The following is a 19,590-nucleotide window of genomic DNA, read 5'->3' as shown; positions in this document are numbered from 1 at the left end:
CATGCCACAGCAGAAAGATGGACAGGCAGACCCTTCCCGGTTTAGGGAACAGCAGGCTTGGCACAGCAGCGGAGGTAACCATGGCAGATGACAGATTGATCGTGGCGATGGATGTACCCAACGCGTTGGCCGGGCTGCAGCTGGCCGAACAGCTGGGCGATGCCGTCAGCTTCTATAAGATCGGCCTTGGCATGCTGACCGGCGGGGGCCTCGCGCTTGCCAATGAGCTGAAACAGGATCACGGCAAGCGCATCTTTCTGGACATGAAACTGTTCGACATCGGCGCAACGGTCGAAGCAGCCGTTCGCGGGCTGGCGCAGTTCGATCTGGATTTCCTCACAGTGCATGGCGACCCGCATGTTGTGCGCGCCGCCAAGGAAGGCGCGGCTGGGAAGGATCTGAAAATTCTTGCCGTGACGATCCTCACCTCTCTGGATCGCGAGGATCTGACCGCATCGCTGATCAAGGATGGTGCGATCTCCGATATTGTGGCCGAACGGGCCGCGCGCGCGTTTGAAGCGGGCGCCGACGGTGTCATCGCTTCCCCGCAGGAGGCCGCGAAAATCCGCGCCCTGCCCCAGGCCGAAGGCCGCCTGATCGTCACCCCCGGTGTGCGCCCCGCTGGCGCGGATCTGGGCGATCAGAAACGCGTCGCCACCCCCGCCCAGGCCGTGCGCGATGGCGTCGATCATATCGTTGTGGGCCGCCCCATCTGGAAAGCCGCCGATCCGCGTGCGGCGGCGCAATCCATCCTTGCCGAGATGAATAACGACCCTGCTCACCTGACCAGCGCCTGATCACGCCCGTTTTGCCCACAAAAAATTGATCGAAATGGCAGGGGTTTATGCCCCGTCTGTGCCTTCCATGGCACAAGATTTTCCTGTTTCAGGCAGTCAGGAATTCCAGACTTTGTGTTTTGACCAGTCTGAGCGACTATATAGATGAAACACTCCCCGACGGACCTTCTTCTTCCTGTGGTTCGTTACCTCCCCCCGCTAACCGGCGGGGGGTTTTTATGAAAGCCCCCTGATTTTCACCTCGGATCCGCCCTGAACAGGCTGGGATTTCTTGCGTCCGGGCCTATACTTTCCCTGCCCGCAGATCCGCCTCGAACCAGGCCCTGCACCCGCAGCGTACCCAAGCCCATGCCAACCCTGTGCCGTGACTGTCTGACCGATTTCAATACCGGCCGCCGCTGTCCCTCCTGCGGCAGCAGGCGCGTGGTCTCACATCCCGAACTGTTCGATCTGACGATCGCCCATATGGATTGTGACGCCTTCTATGCATCGGTCGAAAAACGCGATGATCCCAGCTTGGCGGACAAACCCGTGATCATAGGCGGCGGGCGGCGCGGAGTGGTCTCCACCGCATGTTATGTCGCGCGTATCAGGGGCGTCCGGTCCGCCATGCCGATGTTTCAGGCACTGAAACTCTGCCCCGAAGCCGTGGTCATCAAACCCCGGATGGAGGCCTATGCCGAAGCCTCCCGCGCAATTCGCGCCATGATGGAAGAGCTCACACCCGCCATCCAGCCCCTGTCCCTGGACGAAGCGTTCATGGATCTTTCCGGCACTGCCAAGCTGCACGGCGCCCCGCCAGCCGTCATGCTGGCCCGGCTGATCAGACGGATGCGCGATGAACTGGGGCTGACTGGCTCCATCGGTCTGTCGCATAACAAATTCCTGGCCAAGGTGGCCTCTGACCTCGACAAACCGCACGGGTTTTCGGTGATCGGGCGCGCCGATACCCAGGCATTCCTGCACGACAAACCGGTCCGGCTGATCTGGGGGGTCGGAGGGGCCGCGCAAGTCTCTCTCGAAAAGGCGGGGATTCGTACCTTCACCGACCTTCTGCGCTGGGACAAGGAAGCGCTGGTCGCGCGCTTCGGCTCCATGGGCGACAGGCTCTGGCATCTCGCTCGGGGCGAGGATCACCGGCCCGTGTCAGCCCATGAGCCGATCAAATCCATCTCGAACGAAACGACTTTCAACACCGACACCAACGATCCCGATATTCTTGACGGCCATCTCTGGCGCATGGCCGAAAAGGTCGCCGACCGCGCCAAGGCCAAGGGCATTGCCGGGCGGGTGGTCACGCTGAAACTGAAACGGGCCAATCACAGCTCTCTCACCCGGCAGGTGGCGCTGCGCGACGCCACGCAAATGGCCGACACGATCTATCGTCAGGCGCGTGGGCTTTTCGATCAACTGGGCGATGAAGGGCCTTACCGGCTGCTGGGCTGCGGCCTCTCTCATCTCTGCCCCGAGGGCGAGGCGGATCTTTCTGGCGATCTTCTCGACCCCGGCGCAGTGCGCAGGGCAGGTGCGGAAAAAGCCACCGACAAGATTCGCGCGCGCTTTGGAAAGGACGCCATCGTGAAGGGCCGCGCCCTGCGTTAGGTCACTCAGCCGCCAGCGGCATATCCCGGGATTGCAGGCCAGCGATCTCGGCAATTACCCCACGCAGAACATCGCGGAACGCTTCAAAATCCGCGCTGGGTTCAACGCGCTTCTCATCCATGTAAAGCGCCCGGTCAATTTCAATCTGAATCGCATGCTGGCCTCGTGACGGACGGCCATACGCCTGGGTGATATAGGCCCCAGCAAAAGGCGCGTTGCGCGTCACCACCAGCCCGGCAGAGGCAAAGGCCGCCTCCACCTGGTCAACAATCTCGGCACTGGCTGCCGCGCCAAACCGGTCCCCCAGCACGATCTGTGGACGCTGTGCGCACCCGCGCGAGACGCCATCGACGGCCTCATGCGGCATGGAATGGCAATCAATCAGAACCGCCTGACCGAAGCTGCGATGCGCCTCGTTCAGCAAGGCCTGCAGCGCGTCGTGATAGGGGTGCCAATACCGCTCGATCCGGGTATCCGCCTCGGTCCGCGACAGCTTGCCGGAATAAATAGCCCGCCCATTTGAAACAACACGGGGAATCACTCCAAGACCCGAGGCGATGCGCGGGTTATGACCGCTGCGCCGCACCCCTTGGATAAGCGCCGGATCCAGCTCGTCCGGGCTGCGATTCAGATCGACATAGGCACGCGGCACCTCGGCCGTCAGCAAAGGTGCGCCAAATTCAGGAACACAGGAAAACAGCTGATCGACAAAGGCATCCTCTGACGACCGCAAAGTCAGCTCATCCAGCACCGTGCGCTCAAGAAATCCCGGCAAATACCGCCGTCCACTATGTGGCGAGGCGAAAACAACGCAGGACCTGCGCTGTTCGGGCTTAAGCAATGCATAGGCGCTGTTGTTCATTTCGGCTCCTTCGCCATGATACATAGCGCGGAAATCGCTTTGACCAAAAGCCCCTTGATCCGGGTTCCGACTCCTTTTATAGACCCCGCTACCGGCGCGGATTTCCGCGCCCCATTTTGTTGGGGTCGTTGAAACATGCGTCGGTATTCATGGGCGGTTAGCTCAGCGGTAGAGCACTTCGTTGACATCGAAGGGGTCACTGGTTCGATCCCAGTATCGCCCACCATGAATTCATCGCCACCCGCTCAGGGTGGCACCCGCGAAACCCAAGGCGCTGGCCCGCGCCGCATGAAAAGGAGAGAGGCCATGAAGGTCCGCAATTCGCTCCGCTCGCTGAAGAACCGGCACCGCGACTGCCGTGTCGTGCGTCGCAAAGGCCGCGTTTACGTGATCAACAAAACGCAGCGCCGTTTCAAAGCACGCCAAGGCTGAGCTTTTACAGCATCTGCTGCTTGCATTAACCGCGCCCCGGAAACGGTGGCGCGGTTTTTTATGTCTGCAGCCTGCAAATATACCCTATTCTTTTTGTCGGATTTGGCTTTCCTTCCCGCCCAGAATCAATTAACCGATAAAAACACTCAGATTTTGACTCTGTGCAAAAAAGGACATGAAGATGAAAACCTCAACCTGCCTCGCTGCGACGCTCGCCACGCTGATGGCAACGACCGCCGCCGCAGAAGGCGTGCTGAACCTCTATTCCTCGCGTCACTATGATACCGACGAACGTCTCTACTCCGATTTCGAGGAAGCAACCGGCATCACCATCAACCGTATCGAAGGCAATGCCGACGAACTGCTGGCCCGGATGCAGGCCGAAGGTACAAACAGTCCCGCCGATATCCTGCTGACCGTCGACACCTCGCGGCTTGAGCGTGCGAAAGGCATGGGTCTTCTGCAATCCATCGAAAGCGATATTCTGGAAGCACGGCTACCCGATTACGTGCAGGACGAAGACAACCAGTGGTTCGGCTTCTCGCAGCGCGCACGCATCCTGTTTTTCGACAAGAACGACGTGACGGATCCGCCGATGACCTATCAGGATCTGGCCGATCCCAAATACAAAGGGCAGATCTGCATCCGCTCCTCCACCAACGTCTATACCCAAACCATCACGGCCGCGCTGATCGCCCATCTGGGCGAAGACGCCGTGGCCGAATGGGCAAAAGGCGTTGTGGCGAACTTCGCACGCGACCCGCAGGGCGGTGATACCGACCAGCTGCGCGGCATCGTGTCGGGTGAATGCGATATTTCGATGTCGAACACCTACTACTTCGGCCGCGCGATCCGCAAACCGGTGGACGGCGTGTCCGACAGCCTGGACATGTTCGGCTGGGTTTTCCCGAACCAGGACGATATCGGCGCACATATGAACCTGTCAGGTGGCGGTGTGGCGGCCCATGCGCCCAACCGCGAGAACGCGATCAAGTTCCTGGAATACCTCGCCTCCGATCAGGCGCAGACCTATTTCTCGGCCGGTAACGATGAATACCCTGCCGTGCCGGGCGTGGCGATCAGCCCCTCGGTTGCACAGATGGGGTTTTTCAAGCCTGACGATATCGACGCAAGCGATATCGCCAACAACATCGCTGCAGCGCAGAAAATCCTGAACGAATCCGGCTGGAAATAAGCCTGAGCCATTCGGAACACCCGCAAGGGGCGCAGAATTTCTGCGCCCCTTTTCCTTTTTGCAACTCTATTCGCAACGGTAATCATTGCTTTCTTCTCATTTTTGAGATTATTTTTCACATATGATAGATAGCGCATCCCTCCGATCCCGTCTTGCCAGCCGCCTTTTCTCGCTGCGCAGCGAAACGGGTCTCTCCCTTGATGCGCTGGCGCGAAAATCCGGGATCAGCCGTGCAACCCTCTCGCGCATCGAAAACGCCGAAACCAGCCCCACCGCGGAAACATTGCAGGCGATCTGCGGAGCGCTGGGCCTGCCTGTCTCCCGCCTCATAGCGATGATCGAAGACGGTTTTGACCCGCTCATCCCCTTTGAAGATCAAGGCGAATGGGAGGACCCTGAAACAGGCTTCACCCGGCGTGCGGTCTCTCCACCCTCGGCGCAACTCAGGGCCAGCGTCGACGAAATCCATCTGCCCCCAGATACCCGTCACAACGCGACGCAGACAGATGGGGGCGAATGCCACCTGATCCTTCTCGATGGCGCGGTAACAGTGGCAACCGGGGGCACGACCCACAGCCTGACAGCCGGAGATTGCCTGCGGTTCAGACAGGACGCCCCGACCCAGTTCCAGACATCGCCAGACCGCGGCGCGCGCTTTCTGCAGATCCGCACCTAATCCAGCGCCAGCAACACCGCTTCGACCCGCCGGTTCAACTCGCGCCCTTCAGCCGTCAGGTGCGAGGCGCGCGGCGCAAGATACCCCATCCCTTCGGCCCGCAGCTGCGCCTCGGGCACGGCATAGTCTTCGACCAGCCGCCGCAGAACCGATGCCGCCCTCTCGCGAGATACAGAAATATTCACATCCAGCGCGCCGCTGGCATCGGTATGCCCGACCAGCGCAACCACCGCCGAAGGATTGGCCAGCAAAAACGCTGCCAAACTGGCCAGGCTGTCATAGCTTGCCGTTCCCAGGTTGGTCGATCCGATCTCGAACTCCAGATCGTCCAGGGTGACATGCCCCTGCTCCACCAGCCGCGCCGCCAGATCTTTCGGACGGTCGGGATTTTGCATGACAGGCGCTGGCGCCCCGCCGGGGCTGATTTGCAAACCCTCTTGATCCGCCGGGCTCACCTGGATGATCTGTACATATCCTGCCGTCCGGCTGCGGCTGATCAACAGCGACACCGCGCGATCCTCTCCCCGTGCGGCCAGAAACCGGTAATCGCGAATGTCCACGTACATATCCGGCGTCGGGATCACCTCGATGGCAAAACGAAAATCGAACCCGCCGCAGCTTTGGGCGTCGCAGTCAAAGACCAGATCAAGCCCCGCCTCCCGCAACTGCGTGCGCAGCGGGTCCAGAAGCTGAAGCGTCGTGATCGACCCGCTTTCCACCCGCCAGCTCTGCCGATCCACGCGGCCTTCCAGCGTCACGGTCTCGACGGTGCCCCCCTGCCAGGGGCCAACCGGCAGGTCATAGCTGTCAAAGGCGCTCCCCCTGTCCGACACCAGACGCGAGCCCGTGGGCATCGACATCTCGACCGCCCAGACCGGGGCGGCGCAGATCAGTCCGACAAAAAGAGCAAAGCGGCGGATCATCTGAATTGCGCGTGATACTCGTCGTTGGGTTTCATCGCCACCGCACTTGCCACCCGGTTCGTCATGTTGAAGAACCCGGCCACGCTGGCGATGTCAAAGATGTCCCGATCCGTGAATCCGACCTGGCGCAGCGCATCGCGATCCTCTTCCTCGACCGTCGCGCTGGCCGTCGTCACCTTCGCCGCGAAATCCAGCATCGCCCGCTGCCGTGCATCCAGCGGCGCCACGCGGTAATTCATCACCATCATCTCGCCCAGCTTCGGATCGCCCGACAATTGCCGCACCGCCGCACCATGGGCCACAAGGCAGTAAAAGCACTTGTTGATGGACGAGACGACCACCGCGATCATCTCCCGCTCAAGCTTCGACAGATTGCTGTCGCCCAGCATCAGGTCGTTATACATCGCCGTGAAGGCGTTCAGCTTGTCGATGTCGAACGCATAGGCCTTCAGCACATTCGGCACCATGCCCAGCTTGTCCATGCAGATGTCAAAATACTTCTGCGTGTCCTCCGGCAGGGGATCGACCATCGGCAGGTTCAGGGCGGTGGGGTTATCTGACTGGCTCATGACGCTTCCTTCGGCTTGTGACGGTAATGATAATGGCCCTGCACGGAAAACCCCAGCGATCTGTAAAGCGCATTCGCCCCCGCATTCGCATCCACGCAAATGACAGACAGCGTATGCGCGCCCTGGCGTTGCGCCCAGAACGCCGCCCCGCGCATCATCCACGCCGCCGCCCCTTTCCGGCGCTGATGTGGCAAGACCTCGACCGCGTGCACCATGGCCGTGCCGTCATGCATCGCGGCAAAGGCAACACCGGCCGGTTTGTCATCCAACCGGCTCAGTAACGCGGTCTTGGGCCCCTTGGCACGCTCCATCACCCGCAATCGGGCCGGGCCCACGCCGCCTTGCGCCCAGATCTCGCGCATGATCGCCAGGGGCTCCCACAGATCAAAGACAGTGACACGCGGGATCGGGATATCGGTCAACCCGGCGGGAGCGATTGAATAAATCGTCACCGGGTCAATGATCTCATAGCCGCGCTCGGCCAGAGCCGCATCCAGCGCTTCATCGCCTGCCCGCAGCATGAACAGAGGAGGCTGGCCAATCGCCTCCATCGCCTGCTCCGCCATGGCGATATCCTCCGGCCCAACCGGCCCCTCGGCCGTCGCCGCCGACACCCGTTTACCGCCGCCATCGCCCTCGCGAAGCATCCATGGACCCTCGCGAAAGGCCCGTTTGGCGGGCCAGGTGCCTTCCATGGCGGCATAAAGCGCCTCAAGCGATGCGGTCACAGGCCCAACTCATCCGCCAGACGCGTCACCGCCGCATCAATCCGCGCACCATCTGTGCCGCGCACCACCACATTCGCACCAAAAGCGCCATCCTGCTGGAACGGGTAACAGCCAATCGACAGATCCGCGAAATCCTTGGCCAGTTGCCCCAGATTGGCCGCGATATCCCCCTCCCCGCGCATCACGCGCAGGCTCTGGCTCAGCACCGGCGCACCGCCTATCAGCGTGGGCAGAACACTCGCCACCATCGCCCGAAAGACCGAGGGCACACCCGCCATCACATGCACATTCTCAACGGTGAAACCGGGGGCGGTCGACACCGGGTTCTCGATCAGGCTCGCACCTTCCGGGATCCGCGCCATGCGCAGCCGCGCTTCGTTCAGCTCCAGCCCGGAATTGGCGTAATGCGCCTCCAACAAGGCGCGCGCGTCATCGCGCACATCAATCGTCCGGCCAAAGGCCTCGGCAATGCAATCGGCGGTGATGTCATCGTGGGTGGGACCGATACCTCCGCTGGTGAACACATGGTCATACGCCCCGGCCAATGCGCGCGTGGCCGCCACAATCGCTGGCGCGTCATCGCTGACAATCCGCACCTCTTTCAGGTCAATGCCGTGGGTGGTCAACTCGCCCGCCAGATAATGCATGTTCGCATCGCGGGTCCGGCCCGACAGGATCTCATCCCCGATCACCAGCATGGCTGCCGTTGGATTTGCCATTCCACCCCTCCTTGCAAACCTGTTGGCTCACGTATAGGCCGCGCGCCATGCGCTTTCAAACCCCTCTTGTGCCTGCCCGGCTGATCAAACGTTACAAACGGTTTCTGGCCGATTGCACGCTGGACGACGGGCGTGAGATCACCGCCCATTGCGCCAATCCCGGCTCAATGATGGGACTGGCCGAACCTGGCACGCGCATCTGGCTGGAACCCAATGACGACCCGAAGAAAAAGCTGAAATTCGGCTGGCGGCTGGTGGATCACGGCAACGGGCATTTCACCGGTGTCGATACATCAATCCCCAACCGTGCCCTGCGCGCAGCGCTTGAGGCGGGCCAGATCGCCGAACTGGCCCATTACCGATCCGTCAGGCCAGAAGTGAAATATGGCGAAAACAGCCGCATCGACTTTCTGCTGTCTGCCCCGGACGCACCCGACGCCTATGTCGAGGTCAAATCCGTCACCCTGTCGCGCCAACTGGGCCTCGCCGAATTTCCCGACAGCGTGACCGCGCGCGGGGCCAAACATCTGGGCGAACTGGCGCGGATGGCGCAGGCTGGTCACCGCGCGATCCTGTTCTATCTGGTCCAGCGCACCGATTGCGACCGCGTTACGGTGGCGCGCGACATCGACCCCGCTTACGGGGACGCGCTGGACGCCGCCCGCGCCGCAGGGGTTGAAGTTTTGGCCTATGATACCTTGATAAACCCGCAAGAGATCACGATAGGCCGTACACTTACGACCGTGACGTGAGGTCCTATGGCGCTGACAGGACCGATGCAGTATCTGAAGAGAAAATTCAGGAGCGACAGCTTGAAAGAGAGCTTGAAAGGCCGGCTTACCAAAGACGGCATCAGACTTTACGAACCGGGCGATTTCGCCGGGATGCATGCCGCGGGCGCTCTGGCCGCGCGCATCCTTGACGATATCGCGCCGCATGTCTTTCCCGGCCAGACGACCGAGGAAATCGACCGCCTGATCACCGACATGGTGGAAGCGGCGGGCGCGACCTCGGCCACGATCGGCTACAAGGGCTACCAGCATGCCAGCTGCATCTCGGTCAATCACGTGGTCTGCCACGGCATTCCGGGGCCAAAAACGCTGAAGGATGGCGATATCCTGAACATCGACGTCACCGTGATCGTCGATGGCTGGTATGGCGACACCTCGCGGATGTATGTGGCGGGCAAACTGCCGCGCAAGGCCGAACGGCTGATCCAGGTGACCCATGACGCGCTGATAAAGGGCATCGAGATGGTCAAACCCGGCAACACCTTCGGCGATATTGGCCACGCCATTCAGGCCTATGTCGAAGCCCACCGGATGAGCGTTGTGCGCGATTTCTGCGGCCACGGCCTGGGCCAGGTGTTCCACGCGCCGCCGAATGTGCTGCACTACGGACGTCCCGGAACCGGTGCGGTTCTGGAAGAAGGCATGTTCTTCACCATCGAACCCATGGTGAACCTGGGCCGCCCCGAAACCAAGACGCTGGCCGATGAATGGACCGCCGTGACCCGCGACAAGTCGCTCTCGGCACAGTTCGAACACTCGGTGGGCGTGACAGCCGACGGGGTCGACATCTTCACCCTCTCGCCGGGCGGAAAGTTTCACCCCACCTATTGAGTTCGGGGCCCGTGCCCGCTGGAATCGCCAACCGCGAAGCAGACGCTGCCCCCTGTCGAAATGTCCGAGCCTGAAGAAGGGGAAAACGATCCGATTTTTCCCCCAACTTGTCAGTTGCGAATGACTTGCAACAAGCCCGGCGCTGCTTATCTCTCCACCGCTGCCTCGCAGCATGTCTGAAACGACCAAAAAGGAGCCTGCGCCATGACCATGATCCGGTCCGCAGCCCTCGCCGCCCTGATCGGGCTTACCGCAACACCCCTGCTGGCTCAGGAGGTGACACTGCGCTTCCAGCACTTTGTCTCGCCCAACTCGGCCAATCCCAAGCATTTCATCGAACCCTGGGCCCGCAAGGTCGAAACTGAGAGCCAGGGCCGCATCAAGGTCGAGATCTATCCCTTCATGCAACTGGGCGGATCGGCTGCCAACCAGTATGACCTGATCCGGGACGGCGCGATTGACGGCGGCTGGGTCATCCCCGGCTATCAGCCCGGCCGCTTCCCCGAAGCCGAAGCGCTTGAGCTGCCCTTCATGGTTACCAAATCCGCCGAAGAGGCCAGCCGGGCCGCCTGGGCCTTCACCCAGAAGCACCTGATGGACGACTTTGCGGACGTCCATGTGATCGCCGCCCATATGCACGGGCGCGGCCTGGTGCACAAAACCGGCTCCGCCATCGACGCGGTCGAAGATTTCAACGGCCTGAAACTGCGCGGCCCCTCCCGCCCCGCAACCCTTTTGCTGGAAAAACTGGGCGCCACACCCGTCGGCATGCCCGTCCCCGCCTTCCCCGAAGCGCTCTCGCGCGGGGTCGTCGATGGCGGCGTGATCACCTGGGAAATGTCGCCCTCTCTCAAACTGGACGAGCTGATCGACAGCCACACCGATGTCGCGGGCGAGATGTCGCTCTATAACCTCTATTTCATCTGGGCGATGAACAAGGACGTGTACGAAGGCCTGCCCGATGACCTGCGCGCCGTGATCGACGCCAATTCCGGTGCCATGGCCAGCGCCTGGGCGGGCCGCGCCCATGACACGGGCGACGCCGAAGGCCGCGCCGTGATGGAGGCCGCCGGCAACCAGATCGCCACGCTCAGCACCGGCGAAACCGACCGCATCAAGGCGCTTGGGGCCGAAGTCATCACCGACTGGATCGCCGAAGCCGACGCCAAGGGGCTGGATGGCACGGCGCTGATCCAGGACGCGCGCGACACCGTCGCCGCAACCCGTGGCGGTGTTCAACCCTCGAACTAGGCCACCTCAGCGGGGCGCATCCTCCTCGCCATCGCGGCGCAGGATATCCAGAAGCAGCGTCTCTCCCCGCCAGGGCTGCACAGCGTCGTGAATAAAGATCGGGCCGGGCCGGGCTTTCCGCTCCGGCCCGGTCTTTGTCTGCGCCTCAGCCCCGGCAAGCCAGGCCCAAAATCCCATATGAGTCGCTGTGGTCATTGCAGCAGCCTATCACGAAGCAGCCTGCCCCACGAACCGCAGAAAGGTGATATGCGTCCCGCCAAAGGCGCGGCTGTCCTCCAGCGCAAATCCCGGTGGCGGGTTTACCGGCGCCGCCTCTTCCCAAACCAGAAGCGCGCCTTCGGCCAGCCAGCCGCCCGCGACCACCGCCTCCACCGCCCGCTCGCCCAGCGCCTTGCCATAAGGCGGGTCCAGAAAAACCAGCGTCGCCTGCCGGTCCGCCTGACCCAGTCGCGTGGCGTCCCGCGCAATCAGCCGCGTCTTTTGCGCGCTGCCGGTGATGCGGATGTTCTCGCGGATCAGGCCCTGACCCACGCGCCCCTTTTCAACGAAGGTGACAAATTCAGCCCCCCTCGACAGCGCCTCCAGCCCCAAGGCCCCGGTGCCTGCGAAAAGGTCCAGAACCTCCGCCCCCTCCAGCACATCCATATGGGTCAGCATGGAAAACAGGCTTTCGCGCACCCGGTCGCTGGTCGGCCGTAAATGCCCCGCCGCATCGCCTTTGCCGACGGCGGCCAGCCTGCGCCCGCGAAACGCCCCGGCGATGATCCTCACGGCTTCAAAAGCGCTTTCAGATCGGCGTCCGGGTCGGCAATCACCGCCGGATCAGGCGACTTGCCCGCCTCAATCAAGCGTTTGCCAATCATGTATCCGCGCGGATCGTTCATCGCATCCACCGCCAGAAGCGTATCGCCCTTGTAGTACCAGAAGGACACGCTCTGCCCTTCGCCCTGGCGCGTGACGATCCGGTCATAGCCTGCGTTCAACCCGGCAATCTGCAGCTTCACATCATACTGATCCGACCAGAACCACGGCTTGGGCACATAGGCCTCCTCGGCCCCCAGCATATTACGCGCCACGCATTCGGCCTGATCAATCGCATTGGGCACGCTTTCCAGCCGCAGCCGTCCGTCACGGTACGGGAAGGAACAACAATCCCCCGCCGCCCAAATCGCCGGGTCCGATGTGCGGCCCAGCGCGTCCACCGCAATGCCATTGTCAATCGCCAGACCGGCGGCCTCTGCCAGGCGCGTGTCGGGCGCAATTCCCACGCCCACAATCACGAAATCCACGTCGACCTGCGTGCCATCGCTCAACGCCGCCGATTGCACATGATCCTCGCCCATCAGGTGATCCAGACCCACACCCTCCCGGATCTCCACCCCGTGGGCGGCATGCAGGTCACGGAAGTAATCCGATGTCTCGGGCGCGGCCACGCGCTGCAGGATCCGCTCGGCCATCTCGACCAGAGTCACCGTCACGCCCAGCTTCGACGCCACGGCCGCAGCCTCCAGCCCGATATAGCCGCCACCCACGATCAGCACCCGCGCGCCTTCCGTGAAACAGGGCGCCATCGCATCCACATCCGCCAGCGTGCGCACCACGAAGACACCGCCCAGATCGCCACCGATACTGGCCGGCAGTCGGCGCGGCAACGACCCGGTGGTCAGCGCCAGCTGGTCGTAGTGCAAGACCTCTCCACCAACGGTCAGGGTCTTCCCGGCCGGATCAATCGCCTCAACCTCCGCCCCCATGCGCAGCGTGATATCCTGATCGGCATAAAAGCTCTCGGGCCGCAGGAACAGGCGTTCCACATTCATCTCGCCCAGCAGATATCCCTTGCTCAGCGGCGGGCGCTGATAGGGCGGCACCGGCTCACCACCGATCAGCGTGATCTCGCCCTCAAAGCCCTGCTTGCGCAGCTCGGCCACCAGAGACGATCCCGCCTGACCCGCGCCCACCACATGAATTCCCGCCATAACGCTCCCCGTTTCACATTTCGCTGGCACCCTCCGGGCCAGACCCTATATCCAGCCCATCAGTAAACGCAATTCATCAAAGAGGGGCTCCATGACAATATCCCAAGGCGCAACACTGCCCGACGCAACACTGGTACAGCTCGGCGAAAACGGCCCCGAGGCCGTCTCGATCGCCGACAAGACCAAAGGCCGCAAGGTCGTGATCTTCGCTGTGCCGGGGGCCTTTACCCCCACCTGCCATTCGGCCCACGTGCCCAGCTTCGTGCGCACCAAGGATCAGTTCGACGCCAAGGGCGTGGACGAAATTATCTGCGTCTCGGTCAACGATCCCTTCGTGATGAAAGCCTGGGGCGAAGCCACAGGCGCCACCGCGGCGGGCCTGACCATGCTGTCAGATGCGCAAAGCGAATTCACCAAGGCCATCGGCATGGATTTCGACGCCCCGCCCGCCGGCCTCATCGCGCGCTCGAAACGCTATGCGATGCTGGTCGAAGACGGCACCGTCACCCTGCTGCACCAGGAAGAAAACCCGGGCGCCTGCGAAATCTCCGCCGGGGAAGGCCTGCTCGACGCGATGTGACGCCAAAACCAAAAGGGGCAGGCCCGCGCCCGCCCCTTCTTTCTGGCCATAAATACCCAGGGAGTTTGAGGGGCAGCGCCCCTCAAGGCCCGCGCGGCCCCGCGCAAATCATTCACACGCGGCGCAGCCGCACCTTTATCCGACCAGCGCGTCCATCTTGCGCGCCAGCTTGGCATCGAGCGCGCTCAGCCCGCCCACATCATGGGTCGACAGCGTCACTTTCACCGTCTTGTAGACATTGAACCATTCCGGGTGATGATCCCATTTCTCCGCCCAGATGGCGACCTTGGCCATCCAGCCGAAGGCGCAGACGAAATCGGCAAAGACGAACTCCTTCTCGATCGCATCGCGCCCGTCAACCATGGCCCAGCCATTGGCAAACAGCGGCTCCAGCAAAGGCTTTCTTGTTTCCTCGGACAGTCTCTCGGTCATTGATGTTCCTCCACTTGAGCTTTCCTGAAAGGGCCGTAATCCGTCAGGATCTCGATCTCTTCCTCGATGGCGTCGCGTTCCGCCTCCAGATACCGCGCCACAGCATCCGCAAAGCCCGGATCGCCAATCCAGTGCAGCGAGTGGGTCTGCGTCGGCAGATACCCCCGCGCCAGCTTGTGCTGGCCCTGCGCGCCGGCCTCTACACGGGTTTGGCCATGGGCCAGCGCCCAGTCGATAGCGCGATAATAGCACAATTCGAAATGCAGGCAGGGCTGATGGCGGGTGCAGCCCCAATACCGGCCAAAAAGCGTCTCGCGCCCGGCGAAATTCAGCGCGCCTGCGAAATACCCATGCGCATCCCGCGCCAGCATCAGAACCATGTCATCGCGCAGATGCGCCTGCGCCTGATCGAAGAAATCCCGCGTCAGATACGGCATGCCCCATTTCCGCGCCCCGGTATCCTGATAGAATACCCAGAAATCATCCCAGTGATGCGGCTGGATCTGATCGCCGGTCAGCAACTCGATCTCGCCGTCGAAATCATTGGCCTGCTGGCGTTCCTTGCGGATGTTCTTGCGCTTGCGCGACGAGAGCGAGGCCAGAAACCCCTCGAAATCGCCAAACCCCTGATCTTCCCAGTGAAACTGCTGGGTCACACGCGGCATCAGACCCATCTGCGCGCCGGCCTGCGCCTCTTCTTCGGTGCAAAAGGTGATGTGCAGCGACGATATCTGATTGTCGGCGGCCAGCTGCACCGCGCCCTGCACCAAAGCGGCCTGCGCCACCTCGGCCCGGTCCGGCCGTACCAGTAACCGACGCCCCGTCGCGGGCGTGAACGGCACGGCGATCTGCAGCTTGGGATAATACCGCCCGCCCGCGCGCTCATAGGCATGGGCCCAGTTGTGATCGAAGATATATTCGCCCTGGCTGTGGTTTTTCGCGTACATCGGCGCGCAGCCGATCAGCCTGTCGTCCTCATAGGCGGTCAGATATTGCGGCTGCCAGCCCGTGCCCGGACCCACCGACCCGCTGTCTTCCAGCGCTTTCAGGAACCGGTGCGTCGTGAAAGGGTCGAAGGGCCGCCCGCCATCGGCGACTTCCGGGCAGGCGCAACTGTCCCAGTCCTGCGCATCGATCTGCGCAAGCGATCCCAGAACGCGGATTTCAATCTCGGATTGGGTCAAAACGGGCCTGTGGTCTGCATGCCCCACTCTATCTGTGACGCCCCGCCCCGGGATCAAGAGCGGAAGGGCGCCGCGAAACCCTCAAAGGTGATGTTATCACACAGATTTTCGACCGCCCGCGCCTGTTCGAGGCTGGTCACCGTCCAGGTCAGCACCGGCACGCCGCGCGCGCGCATCCCGACCACAAGGGGCCGGTCCAGATCAGTGACCTCATGGCTGATGAAGCTGGCGCCCACCCGGTCAAAATCCGGAATGCCACGCAGGTGATCGCAGACCGCCGCGCTCAGGGGCCAGTCCTCGGGTACATAGGCGCTGGTGGTGATCCCGCGCGGGACATCCGGCGCAAGCTCTGCCATCGCGGCGACAGCATGCGGGTTGAACGACATCACCGCCACCGGCCCACCATAGCCCTTCAGCGCCCTGGCCGTCGAGCGCTCCAGAGGCCCCACATCCGGGCCCATCGCGCCATCCTGATCCTTGATCTCGATCAGCACCGGCACCCGGCCCGCAACCAGATCCAGAACCTCCGCCAGCGTCGGGATCGTCTCGTCCCCGCCGCTTAACGGGATCTGCTGCAAGGCCGCGGCACTACGCTGGCGAACCGGCCCGCGCTCTGCCGTCAGGCGCGACAGGTCATAGTCGTGAAAGACCATGGCCTGCCCGTCTTCGGACATCTGCAGATCAATCTCGATCCCGTACCCCGCCGCGATCGCCGCGCGAATGGCGGCGCGGCTGTTCTCGGGCCGCCCAGCGCGGATATCGTGCAGCGCCCGATGCGCCAGCGGGATCGTGAGGAACGGCGCGGGCAGGGCCTGGCTCATGCGATCTGGAAGATCCCTTCGATCTCCACCGCGACGCCGAACGGCAGAGAGGCCGCCGACACCGCAGACCGCGAATGCCTGCCCGCATCGCCCAGCGCCTCAACCAGGAAATCGGACGCACCGTTGATCACCTTCGGCTGGTCACCGAAATCGGCGGTCGAGTTCACGAACCCGGTCAGCTTGACCACCCGCACCAGCCGCTCGATATCGCCGCCGCACGCGGCCTTCACCTGCGCCAGCAGGGAAATCGCGCAGGTTTTCGCGGCCGCCGCGCCTTCTTCCACGCTCATATCCGCACCCAGCTTGCCCTGGATCAGACCGTCCGGCCCCGCCGACACCTGGCCCGAGACATAGACGATATCGCCCACCTGAACGAAAGGAACGTAATTCGCCGCGGGCGCGGTCGGATTGGGCAGAGTGACACCAAGGTTTGCCAGTTTTTCTTCAATGCTCATGCGATCTTCCCTCCTGATCTCGCTTCGCGCGGACGCTAGCCGGGAACGCGCCCCGCGAAAAGGTCAGAAACGCAGCCTCCCGCGCCAGACGGATGGAAACAAGACGATCACTTCTGCGCGCGAACAAGAAAATCTTGTTTCCAAACTGCCACATTCCGCTCATTTGACGGGATCAGACATTGGAACCGCGCATCATTCGTTTAGGTACGCCATAACAGACCCGATGACCCGTTTGACCTGAAGGCCCGATTTCATATGGTAACCAGTTCACTGTTCAAACCCCTGCTGCTTGTCGCGACCCTGGGTCTGGCGGCTTGTGGCGCGCCTGAAGGGTCCGTGACGCGGGACGGGATCCTTGACCCTTACGAATCCGGCAACCGCAAGGTGCATGAATTCAACCGCGGCCTTGACCGCGCTGTTGTGCGCCCCGCAGGGCGCGGTTTCACCACTGTTGTTCCGGATGTGGTCGAAGACGGCATCGGCAATTTCGCCACCAATCTGGGCATGCCCAGTGTCATGGTGAACGGCCTTCTGCAGGGCGATCTGGAAACCGCAGGGCTCGCCTTCTCGCGGCTTTTCATCAACACGATCTTCGGGTTCGGTGGGCTGATGGACGTGGCCACCGCGTTTGAAATCCCCGAAGCCCGGACCGATTTCGGCGAAACGCTTTATGTCTGGGGCGTGGCCGAAGGGCCCTATATCGAATTGCCCTTCATCGGCCCCTCAACCCAGCGCCATACCGTGGGCCGGGTGGTGGATCTGTTCACCAACCCGCTCAGCTATACGCTCGACTCGCCCGAGAAATACTGGGGCCCGGCGGCGAATATCGGCCAACGATTAAGTGATCGCGGCCGGTACTCGGACACGGTCGATTCCATCCTATATGAAAGCTCTGACAGCTATGCCCAATTGCGGCTGATCTATTTGCAGAACCGCCGGTTCCAGCTGGGTCAGGAAGACCCCTCGCAAGAGATCGATCCGTTCGCATTGGAAACAGAAGGGTTCTGACCATGATGGACCGCAGACATGTCCTGATCGGCCTGACGGCCTCTGCCGCGCTTGCCCCGTCAATGGCGCTTGCGCTGAACGAAAACCAGGCGCGCGATCTGATCACCGCGGTGATTGACGACATCAACACCGTCATCGCCTCGGGCAAATCCGAAGGCGCCATGATCCGCGATTTCGAACGGATTTTCGCGCGGTACTCCGACACCTCCTACATCTCGGCCTATGCCATGGGCGTCGATGGCCGCCGCGCCAGCACGGCGCAAAAACGCGCCTTCTCTGACGCGTTCCAGGCCTATGTCGCCCAGAAATACGGCCGCCGCTTCCGCGAGTTCATCGGCGGGCGGCTTGAGGTCAAGGGCGTGCGCCGGGTCAAGCGCTGGTACGAGGTGGACACCACCGCCTTTCTGCAGGGCCAGGCCCCGTTCAACGTGACCTTCCACGTATCGGACCGGACAGGGCAGAACCTGTTTTTCAACATGTTCATCGAAGGGGTGAACCTGCTTTTGACCGAACGCACGGAAATCGGCGCGCTTCTGGATCAGAACCGGGGCGATATCGACGCGATGATCGCCGATCTGCGCAGGCTCAGCTGACGCGGTGGCGGGACAAGTCCCGCGCTACCGCAATACCGGAAACCAGTCTTCCCGCAGGCGCTGTTGCGCCGTCATTTCATGCCCCGGAAACGGCGGAGAGGTCGCGCCGGGCCGTTCCACGTACCGCGCATCCTCGCCCACAAGGCGCAGCGAAAAGGCCCGTCTGCGTGACGCCGACGTGTTGCCTCGCGCGCCATGCAACGTGCGGAAGTGAAAGGCCACGGCATCGCCCGGCTCCATCTCCCATTCGCGGATCTCCATGCCCTCGGCCTCCGGGTCGGGGACGGGCATGTAGTCGCCTTCGAAAAACGCCGTCTCCGCCGCCCAGCGCGTGGGCAGCACGTCTTTCTCCCAGCGGTGCGATCCCGCGACACAGCGCAGCGACGCCTCCCGCACCGGGTCAAGCGGCACCCAGAAGCTGATCGTTTGCGCGCCTTCGACAAAGTAATAGGGCCCGTCCGAATGCCAGGGCGTCGCCATCGAGGTGCCCGGTTCCTTCACCAGCACATGGTCATGGAACATCTGCACCCGGTCACAGCCCATCAACGCCGCCGCCGCATCGGTGATCGCCGGATCGCGGATCACCTCGGCAAATTCGGGGATCCGCTGCCAGTTGCAGTAATCGTCGAAAAAGCGCCCCGTCTCTCCGGCCTTCTTGTTTTCCGACGCATAAGGGCCGGGCGCGTCCATATTGGCCTGAACGCCCGCGCGCAACTCGTCGACATGATCCGCGAACAGGCCACGGATGCACACAACGCCTTCGCGCTGATAGGTGTCGATCAATTCCTGGGAAACGGTCCCGCCAGCCAAGGCTTACTTCTTGCGCAGACGGATCACCACGTCGACCGACGCAATCTCCGCCCCGGCGGGCGCATCGGGCAGGCGGGTGATTTCCAACTGGTCCGCGGGAGCATCGGTCAGACGCGCCTCATCTTCCCAGAAGAAATGCGGGTGATCATGGGTGTTCGTGTCGAAATAGCTTTTCGACCCGTCCACCGTCACCTCCTGCAACAGTCCTGCATCGCAGAACGCGCGCAGCGTGTTATAGACGGTGGCCAGCGACACGGACGCCCCTTCGGCTTTCACCGCGTCAAACAGGCTTTCCGCCGTGACATGCCGGTGATGCCCGTCGCCCACCAGCAACTCCGCCAGGGTCACCCTCTGA

At 62.4% G+C, this 19,590-nt stretch carries 25 protein-coding genes and 1 tRNA gene; 12 read left to right on the top strand and 14 right to left on the bottom strand.

The annotated features are described in order from the left end of the window. Positions 1–80 precede the first annotated feature (80 nt). Together pyrF and TR61_RS16140 are read left to right on the top strand one after the other, a co-directional pair. A complete protein-coding gene (gene pyrF, locus TR61_RS16145) occupies positions 81–797 on the top strand; it encodes an orotidine-5'-phosphate decarboxylase (RefSeq protein WP_050931558.1) in 717 nt (238 codons plus the stop codon). Between the two features lie 348 nt (positions 798–1,145). Further along, on the top strand, positions 1,146–2,399 hold the full coding sequence (locus TR61_RS16140) for a DNA polymerase IV (protein ID WP_050931557.1): 1,254 nt from the start codon (positions 1,146–1,148) through the stop codon (positions 2,397–2,399). 1 nt (position 2,400) lies between these two features. Here the strand turns inward: TR61_RS16140 and TR61_RS16135 are convergent, their stop codons facing one another. Next, a complete protein-coding gene (locus TR61_RS16135) occupies positions 2,401–3,261 on the bottom strand; it encodes an N-formylglutamate amidohydrolase (RefSeq protein WP_050931567.1) in 861 nt (286 codons plus the stop codon). 151 nt (positions 3,262–3,412) lie between these two features. On the opposite strand from TR61_RS16135, the gene TR61_RS16130 reads away from it, so the two are divergent. The 4 genes from TR61_RS16130 to TR61_RS16115 all read left to right on the top strand — a co-directional run bounded on the left by TR61_RS16130 (position 3,413) and on the right by TR61_RS16115 (position 5,564). Then, positions 3,413–3,487, top strand: a tRNA-Val gene (locus tag TR61_RS16130). An 80-nt stretch (positions 3,488–3,567) separates the two neighbouring features. Beyond that, positions 3,568–3,693, top strand: a complete 126-nt coding sequence (ykgO, locus tag TR61_RS20190) for a type B 50S ribosomal protein L36 (RefSeq protein WP_005850168.1) — start codon at positions 3,568–3,570, stop codon at positions 3,691–3,693. A 181-nt stretch (positions 3,694–3,874) separates the two neighbouring features. Beyond that, positions 3,875–4,888 (top strand): Fe(3+) ABC transporter substrate-binding protein, encoded by a 1,014-nt coding sequence (locus TR61_RS16120; protein ID WP_050931566.1) that lies wholly within the window; start codon positions 3,875–3,877, stop codon positions 4,886–4,888. A 121-nt stretch (positions 4,889–5,009) separates the two neighbouring features. After that, positions 5,010–5,564: a helix-turn-helix domain-containing protein gene (locus tag TR61_RS16115; protein ID WP_050931556.1), complete on the top strand. Its 555-nt coding sequence runs from the start codon at positions 5,010–5,012 to the stop codon at positions 5,562–5,564. On the opposite strand, the gene TR61_RS16110 is transcribed toward TR61_RS16115, so the two are convergent. Genes TR61_RS16110 through TR61_RS16095 form a run of 4 tightly spaced genes read right to left on the bottom strand, consistent with a single transcriptional unit; the run spans position 5,561 to position 8,503 of the window. Continuing rightward, complete coding sequence (locus TR61_RS16110; RefSeq protein ID WP_050931555.1) at positions 5,561–6,487, bottom strand: OmpA family protein; 927 nt, start codon at positions 6,485–6,487, stop codon at positions 5,561–5,563. The genes TR61_RS16115 and TR61_RS16110 overlap by 4 nt on opposite strands. Next, positions 6,484–7,056: a peroxidase-related enzyme gene (locus tag TR61_RS16105; RefSeq protein ID WP_050931554.1), complete on the bottom strand. Its 573-nt coding sequence runs from the start codon at positions 7,054–7,056 to the stop codon at positions 6,484–6,486. Before TR61_RS16105 ends, TR61_RS16110 begins: the two co-directional genes overlap by 4 nt. Then, positions 7,053–7,751 (bottom strand): GNAT family N-acetyltransferase, encoded by a 699-nt coding sequence (locus TR61_RS16100; protein WP_050931565.1) that lies wholly within the window; start codon positions 7,749–7,751, stop codon positions 7,053–7,055. The genes TR61_RS16105 and TR61_RS16100 overlap by 4 nt, the downstream gene beginning before the upstream one ends. Positions 7,752–7,780: 29 nt before the next feature. After that, positions 7,781–8,503: a competence/damage-inducible protein A gene (locus tag TR61_RS16095; protein ID WP_050931553.1), complete on the bottom strand. Its 723-nt coding sequence runs from the start codon at positions 8,501–8,503 to the stop codon at positions 7,781–7,783. Positions 8,504–8,550: 47 nt separating this feature from the next. Between TR61_RS16095 and sfsA the strand changes: the two genes are divergently transcribed. From sfsA to TR61_RS16080, 3 genes are all read left to right on the top strand, one after another. Beyond that, the gene (gene sfsA / locus TR61_RS16090) at positions 8,551–9,255 is read left to right on the top strand and encodes a DNA/RNA nuclease SfsA (RefSeq protein ID WP_050931552.1); all 705 of its coding nucleotides are present in this window, start codon (positions 8,551–8,553) and stop codon (positions 9,253–9,255) included. 24 nt (positions 9,256–9,279) lie between these two features. After that, the gene (gene map / locus TR61_RS16085; RefSeq protein WP_050931551.1) at positions 9,280–10,125 is read left to right on the top strand and encodes a type I methionyl aminopeptidase; all 846 of its coding nucleotides are present in this window, start codon (positions 9,280–9,282) and stop codon (positions 10,123–10,125) included. A 204-nt stretch (positions 10,126–10,329) separates the two neighbouring features. After that, positions 10,330–11,376 carry a TRAP transporter substrate-binding protein gene (locus TR61_RS16080; protein ID WP_050931550.1) on the top strand — a complete coding sequence of 349 codons (1,047 nt, stop codon included), beginning with the start codon at positions 10,330–10,332 and terminating at the stop codon, positions 11,374–11,376. A 6-nt stretch (positions 11,377–11,382) separates the two neighbouring features. Here TR61_RS16080 and TR61_RS16075 read toward each other — a convergent pair whose 3' ends face one another. Genes TR61_RS16075 through TR61_RS16065 form a run of 3 tightly spaced genes read right to left on the bottom strand, consistent with a single transcriptional unit; the run spans position 11,383 to position 13,352 of the window. Then, entirely contained in the window at positions 11,383–11,571 is a 189-nt protein-coding gene (locus TR61_RS16075) for a hypothetical protein (protein WP_050931549.1), read from the bottom strand. Positions 11,572–11,583: 12 nt separating this feature from the next. Continuing rightward, positions 11,584–12,147, bottom strand: a complete 564-nt coding sequence (gene rsmD / locus TR61_RS16070) for a 16S rRNA (guanine(966)-N(2))-methyltransferase RsmD (RefSeq protein ID WP_050931548.1) — start codon at positions 12,145–12,147, stop codon at positions 11,584–11,586. Then, positions 12,144–13,352, bottom strand: a complete 1,209-nt coding sequence (locus TR61_RS16065; protein WP_050931547.1) for an NAD(P)/FAD-dependent oxidoreductase — start codon at positions 13,350–13,352, stop codon at positions 12,144–12,146. The genes rsmD and TR61_RS16065 overlap by 4 nt, the downstream gene beginning before the upstream one ends. A gap of 91 nt (positions 13,353–13,443) precedes the next feature. Between TR61_RS16065 and TR61_RS16060 the strand changes: the two genes are divergently transcribed. Beyond that, on the top strand, positions 13,444–13,932 hold the full coding sequence (locus TR61_RS16060; protein WP_050931546.1) for a peroxiredoxin: 489 nt from the start codon (positions 13,444–13,446) through the stop codon (positions 13,930–13,932). 135 nt (positions 13,933–14,067) lie between these two features. Here TR61_RS16060 and TR61_RS16055 read toward each other — a convergent pair whose 3' ends face one another. Genes TR61_RS16055 through TR61_RS16040 form a run of 4 tightly spaced genes read right to left on the bottom strand, consistent with a single transcriptional unit; the run spans position 14,068 to position 16,824 of the window. Next, positions 14,068–14,364 carry a 4a-hydroxytetrahydrobiopterin dehydratase gene (locus TR61_RS16055; protein WP_050931545.1) on the bottom strand — a complete coding sequence of 99 codons (297 nt, stop codon included), beginning with the start codon at positions 14,362–14,364 and terminating at the stop codon, positions 14,068–14,070. Beyond that, positions 14,361–15,548, bottom strand: a complete 1,188-nt coding sequence (locus TR61_RS16050) for a GNAT family N-acetyltransferase (protein ID WP_050931544.1) — start codon at positions 15,546–15,548, stop codon at positions 14,361–14,363. The genes TR61_RS16055 and TR61_RS16050 overlap by 4 nt, the downstream gene beginning before the upstream one ends. 53 nt (positions 15,549–15,601) lie before the next feature. After that, positions 15,602–16,369 carry a glycerophosphodiester phosphodiesterase family protein gene (locus tag TR61_RS16045; RefSeq protein ID WP_050931543.1) on the bottom strand — a complete coding sequence of 256 codons (768 nt, stop codon included), beginning with the start codon at positions 16,367–16,369 and terminating at the stop codon, positions 15,602–15,604. Further along, on the bottom strand, positions 16,366–16,824 hold the full coding sequence (locus tag TR61_RS16040; RefSeq protein WP_050931542.1) for a RidA family protein: 459 nt from the start codon (positions 16,822–16,824) through the stop codon (positions 16,366–16,368). Before TR61_RS16040 ends, TR61_RS16045 begins: the two co-directional genes overlap by 4 nt. A gap of 255 nt (positions 16,825–17,079) precedes the next feature. On the opposite strand from TR61_RS16040, the gene TR61_RS16035 reads away from it, so the two are divergent. Both TR61_RS16035 and TR61_RS16030 read left to right on the top strand, forming a co-directional pair. Next, positions 17,080–17,832 carry an MlaA family lipoprotein gene (locus TR61_RS16035; RefSeq protein WP_050931541.1) on the top strand — a complete coding sequence of 251 codons (753 nt, stop codon included), beginning with the start codon at positions 17,080–17,082 and terminating at the stop codon, positions 17,830–17,832. Positions 17,833–17,837: 5 nt separating this feature from the next. Beyond that, positions 17,838–18,425 carry an MlaC/ttg2D family ABC transporter substrate-binding protein gene (locus tag TR61_RS16030; protein ID WP_050931564.1) on the top strand — a complete coding sequence of 196 codons (588 nt, stop codon included), beginning with the start codon at positions 17,838–17,840 and terminating at the stop codon, positions 18,423–18,425. Between the two features lie 24 nt (positions 18,426–18,449). Here the strand turns inward: TR61_RS16030 and TR61_RS16025 are convergent, their stop codons facing one another. Then, positions 18,450–19,235, bottom strand: a complete 786-nt coding sequence (locus tag TR61_RS16025; RefSeq protein ID WP_050931540.1) for a phytanoyl-CoA dioxygenase family protein — start codon at positions 19,233–19,235, stop codon at positions 18,450–18,452. Between the two features lie 3 nt (positions 19,236–19,238). Beyond that, on the bottom strand, positions 19,239–19,590 hold a 352-nt coding region (irr, locus tag TR61_RS16020), incomplete at its 5' end, for a Fur family transcriptional regulator Irr (protein WP_050931539.1).

This window comes from Aestuariivita boseongensis (assembly GCF_001262635.1).
In the GTDB taxonomy this organism is placed as follows: Bacteria; Pseudomonadota; Alphaproteobacteria; order Rhodobacterales; family Rhodobacteraceae; genus Aestuariivita; species Aestuariivita boseongensis.
Note: the sequence above shows the minus strand (reverse complement) of the source record. Positions and strands in the feature narration are given on the sequence as shown.

Excerpts from the sequence above, each read along its gene's own strand:
- pyrF (WP_050931558.1), top strand. The coding sequence starts at position 81 with ATGGCAGATGACAGATTGATCGTGGCGATGGATGTACCCAACGCGTTG.
- TR61_RS16140 (WP_050931557.1), top strand. The coding sequence starts at position 1,146 with ATGCCAACCCTGTGCCGTGACTGTCTGACCGATTTCAATACCGGCCGC.
- TR61_RS16135 (WP_050931567.1), bottom strand. The coding sequence starts at position 3,261 with ATGAACAACAGCGCCTATGCATTGCTTAAGCCCGAACAGCGCAGGTCC.
- ykgO (WP_005850168.1), top strand. The coding sequence starts at position 3,568 with ATGAAGGTCCGCAATTCGCTCCGCTCGCTGAAGAACCGGCACCGCGAC.
- TR61_RS16120 (WP_050931566.1), top strand. The coding sequence starts at position 3,875 with ATGAAAACCTCAACCTGCCTCGCTGCGACGCTCGCCACGCTGATGGCA.
- TR61_RS16115 (WP_050931556.1), top strand. The coding sequence starts at position 5,010 with ATGATAGATAGCGCATCCCTCCGATCCCGTCTTGCCAGCCGCCTTTTC.
- TR61_RS16110 (WP_050931555.1), bottom strand. The coding sequence starts at position 6,487 with ATGATCCGCCGCTTTGCTCTTTTTGTCGGACTGATCTGCGCCGCCCCG.
- TR61_RS16105 (WP_050931554.1), bottom strand. The coding sequence starts at position 7,056 with ATGAGCCAGTCAGATAACCCCACCGCCCTGAACCTGCCGATGGTCGAT.
- TR61_RS16100 (WP_050931565.1), bottom strand. The coding sequence starts at position 7,751 with ATGGAAGGCACCTGGCCCGCCAAACGGGCCTTTCGCGAGGGTCCATGG.
- TR61_RS16095 (WP_050931553.1), bottom strand. The coding sequence starts at position 8,503 with ATGGCAAATCCAACGGCAGCCATGCTGGTGATCGGGGATGAGATCCTG.
- sfsA (WP_050931552.1), top strand. The coding sequence starts at position 8,551 with ATGCGCTTTCAAACCCCTCTTGTGCCTGCCCGGCTGATCAAACGTTAC.
- map (WP_050931551.1), top strand. The coding sequence starts at position 9,280 with ATGCAGTATCTGAAGAGAAAATTCAGGAGCGACAGCTTGAAAGAGAGC.
- TR61_RS16080 (WP_050931550.1), top strand. The coding sequence starts at position 10,330 with ATGACCATGATCCGGTCCGCAGCCCTCGCCGCCCTGATCGGGCTTACC.
- TR61_RS16075 (WP_050931549.1), bottom strand. The coding sequence starts at position 11,571 with ATGACCACAGCGACTCATATGGGATTTTGGGCCTGGCTTGCCGGGGCT.
- TR61_RS16065 (WP_050931547.1), bottom strand. The coding sequence starts at position 13,352 with ATGGCGGGAATTCATGTGGTGGGCGCGGGTCAGGCGGGATCGTCTCTG.
- TR61_RS16060 (WP_050931546.1), top strand. The coding sequence starts at position 13,444 with ATGACAATATCCCAAGGCGCAACACTGCCCGACGCAACACTGGTACAG.
- TR61_RS16055 (WP_050931545.1), bottom strand. The coding sequence starts at position 14,364 with ATGACCGAGAGACTGTCCGAGGAAACAAGAAAGCCTTTGCTGGAGCCG.
- TR61_RS16045 (WP_050931543.1), bottom strand. The coding sequence starts at position 16,369 with ATGAGCCAGGCCCTGCCCGCGCCGTTCCTCACGATCCCGCTGGCGCAT.
- TR61_RS16040 (WP_050931542.1), bottom strand. The coding sequence starts at position 16,824 with ATGAGCATTGAAGAAAAACTGGCAAACCTTGGTGTCACTCTGCCCAAT.
- TR61_RS16035 (WP_050931541.1), top strand. The coding sequence starts at position 17,080 with ATGGTAACCAGTTCACTGTTCAAACCCCTGCTGCTTGTCGCGACCCTG.
- TR61_RS16030 (WP_050931564.1), top strand. The coding sequence starts at position 17,838 with ATGGACCGCAGACATGTCCTGATCGGCCTGACGGCCTCTGCCGCGCTT.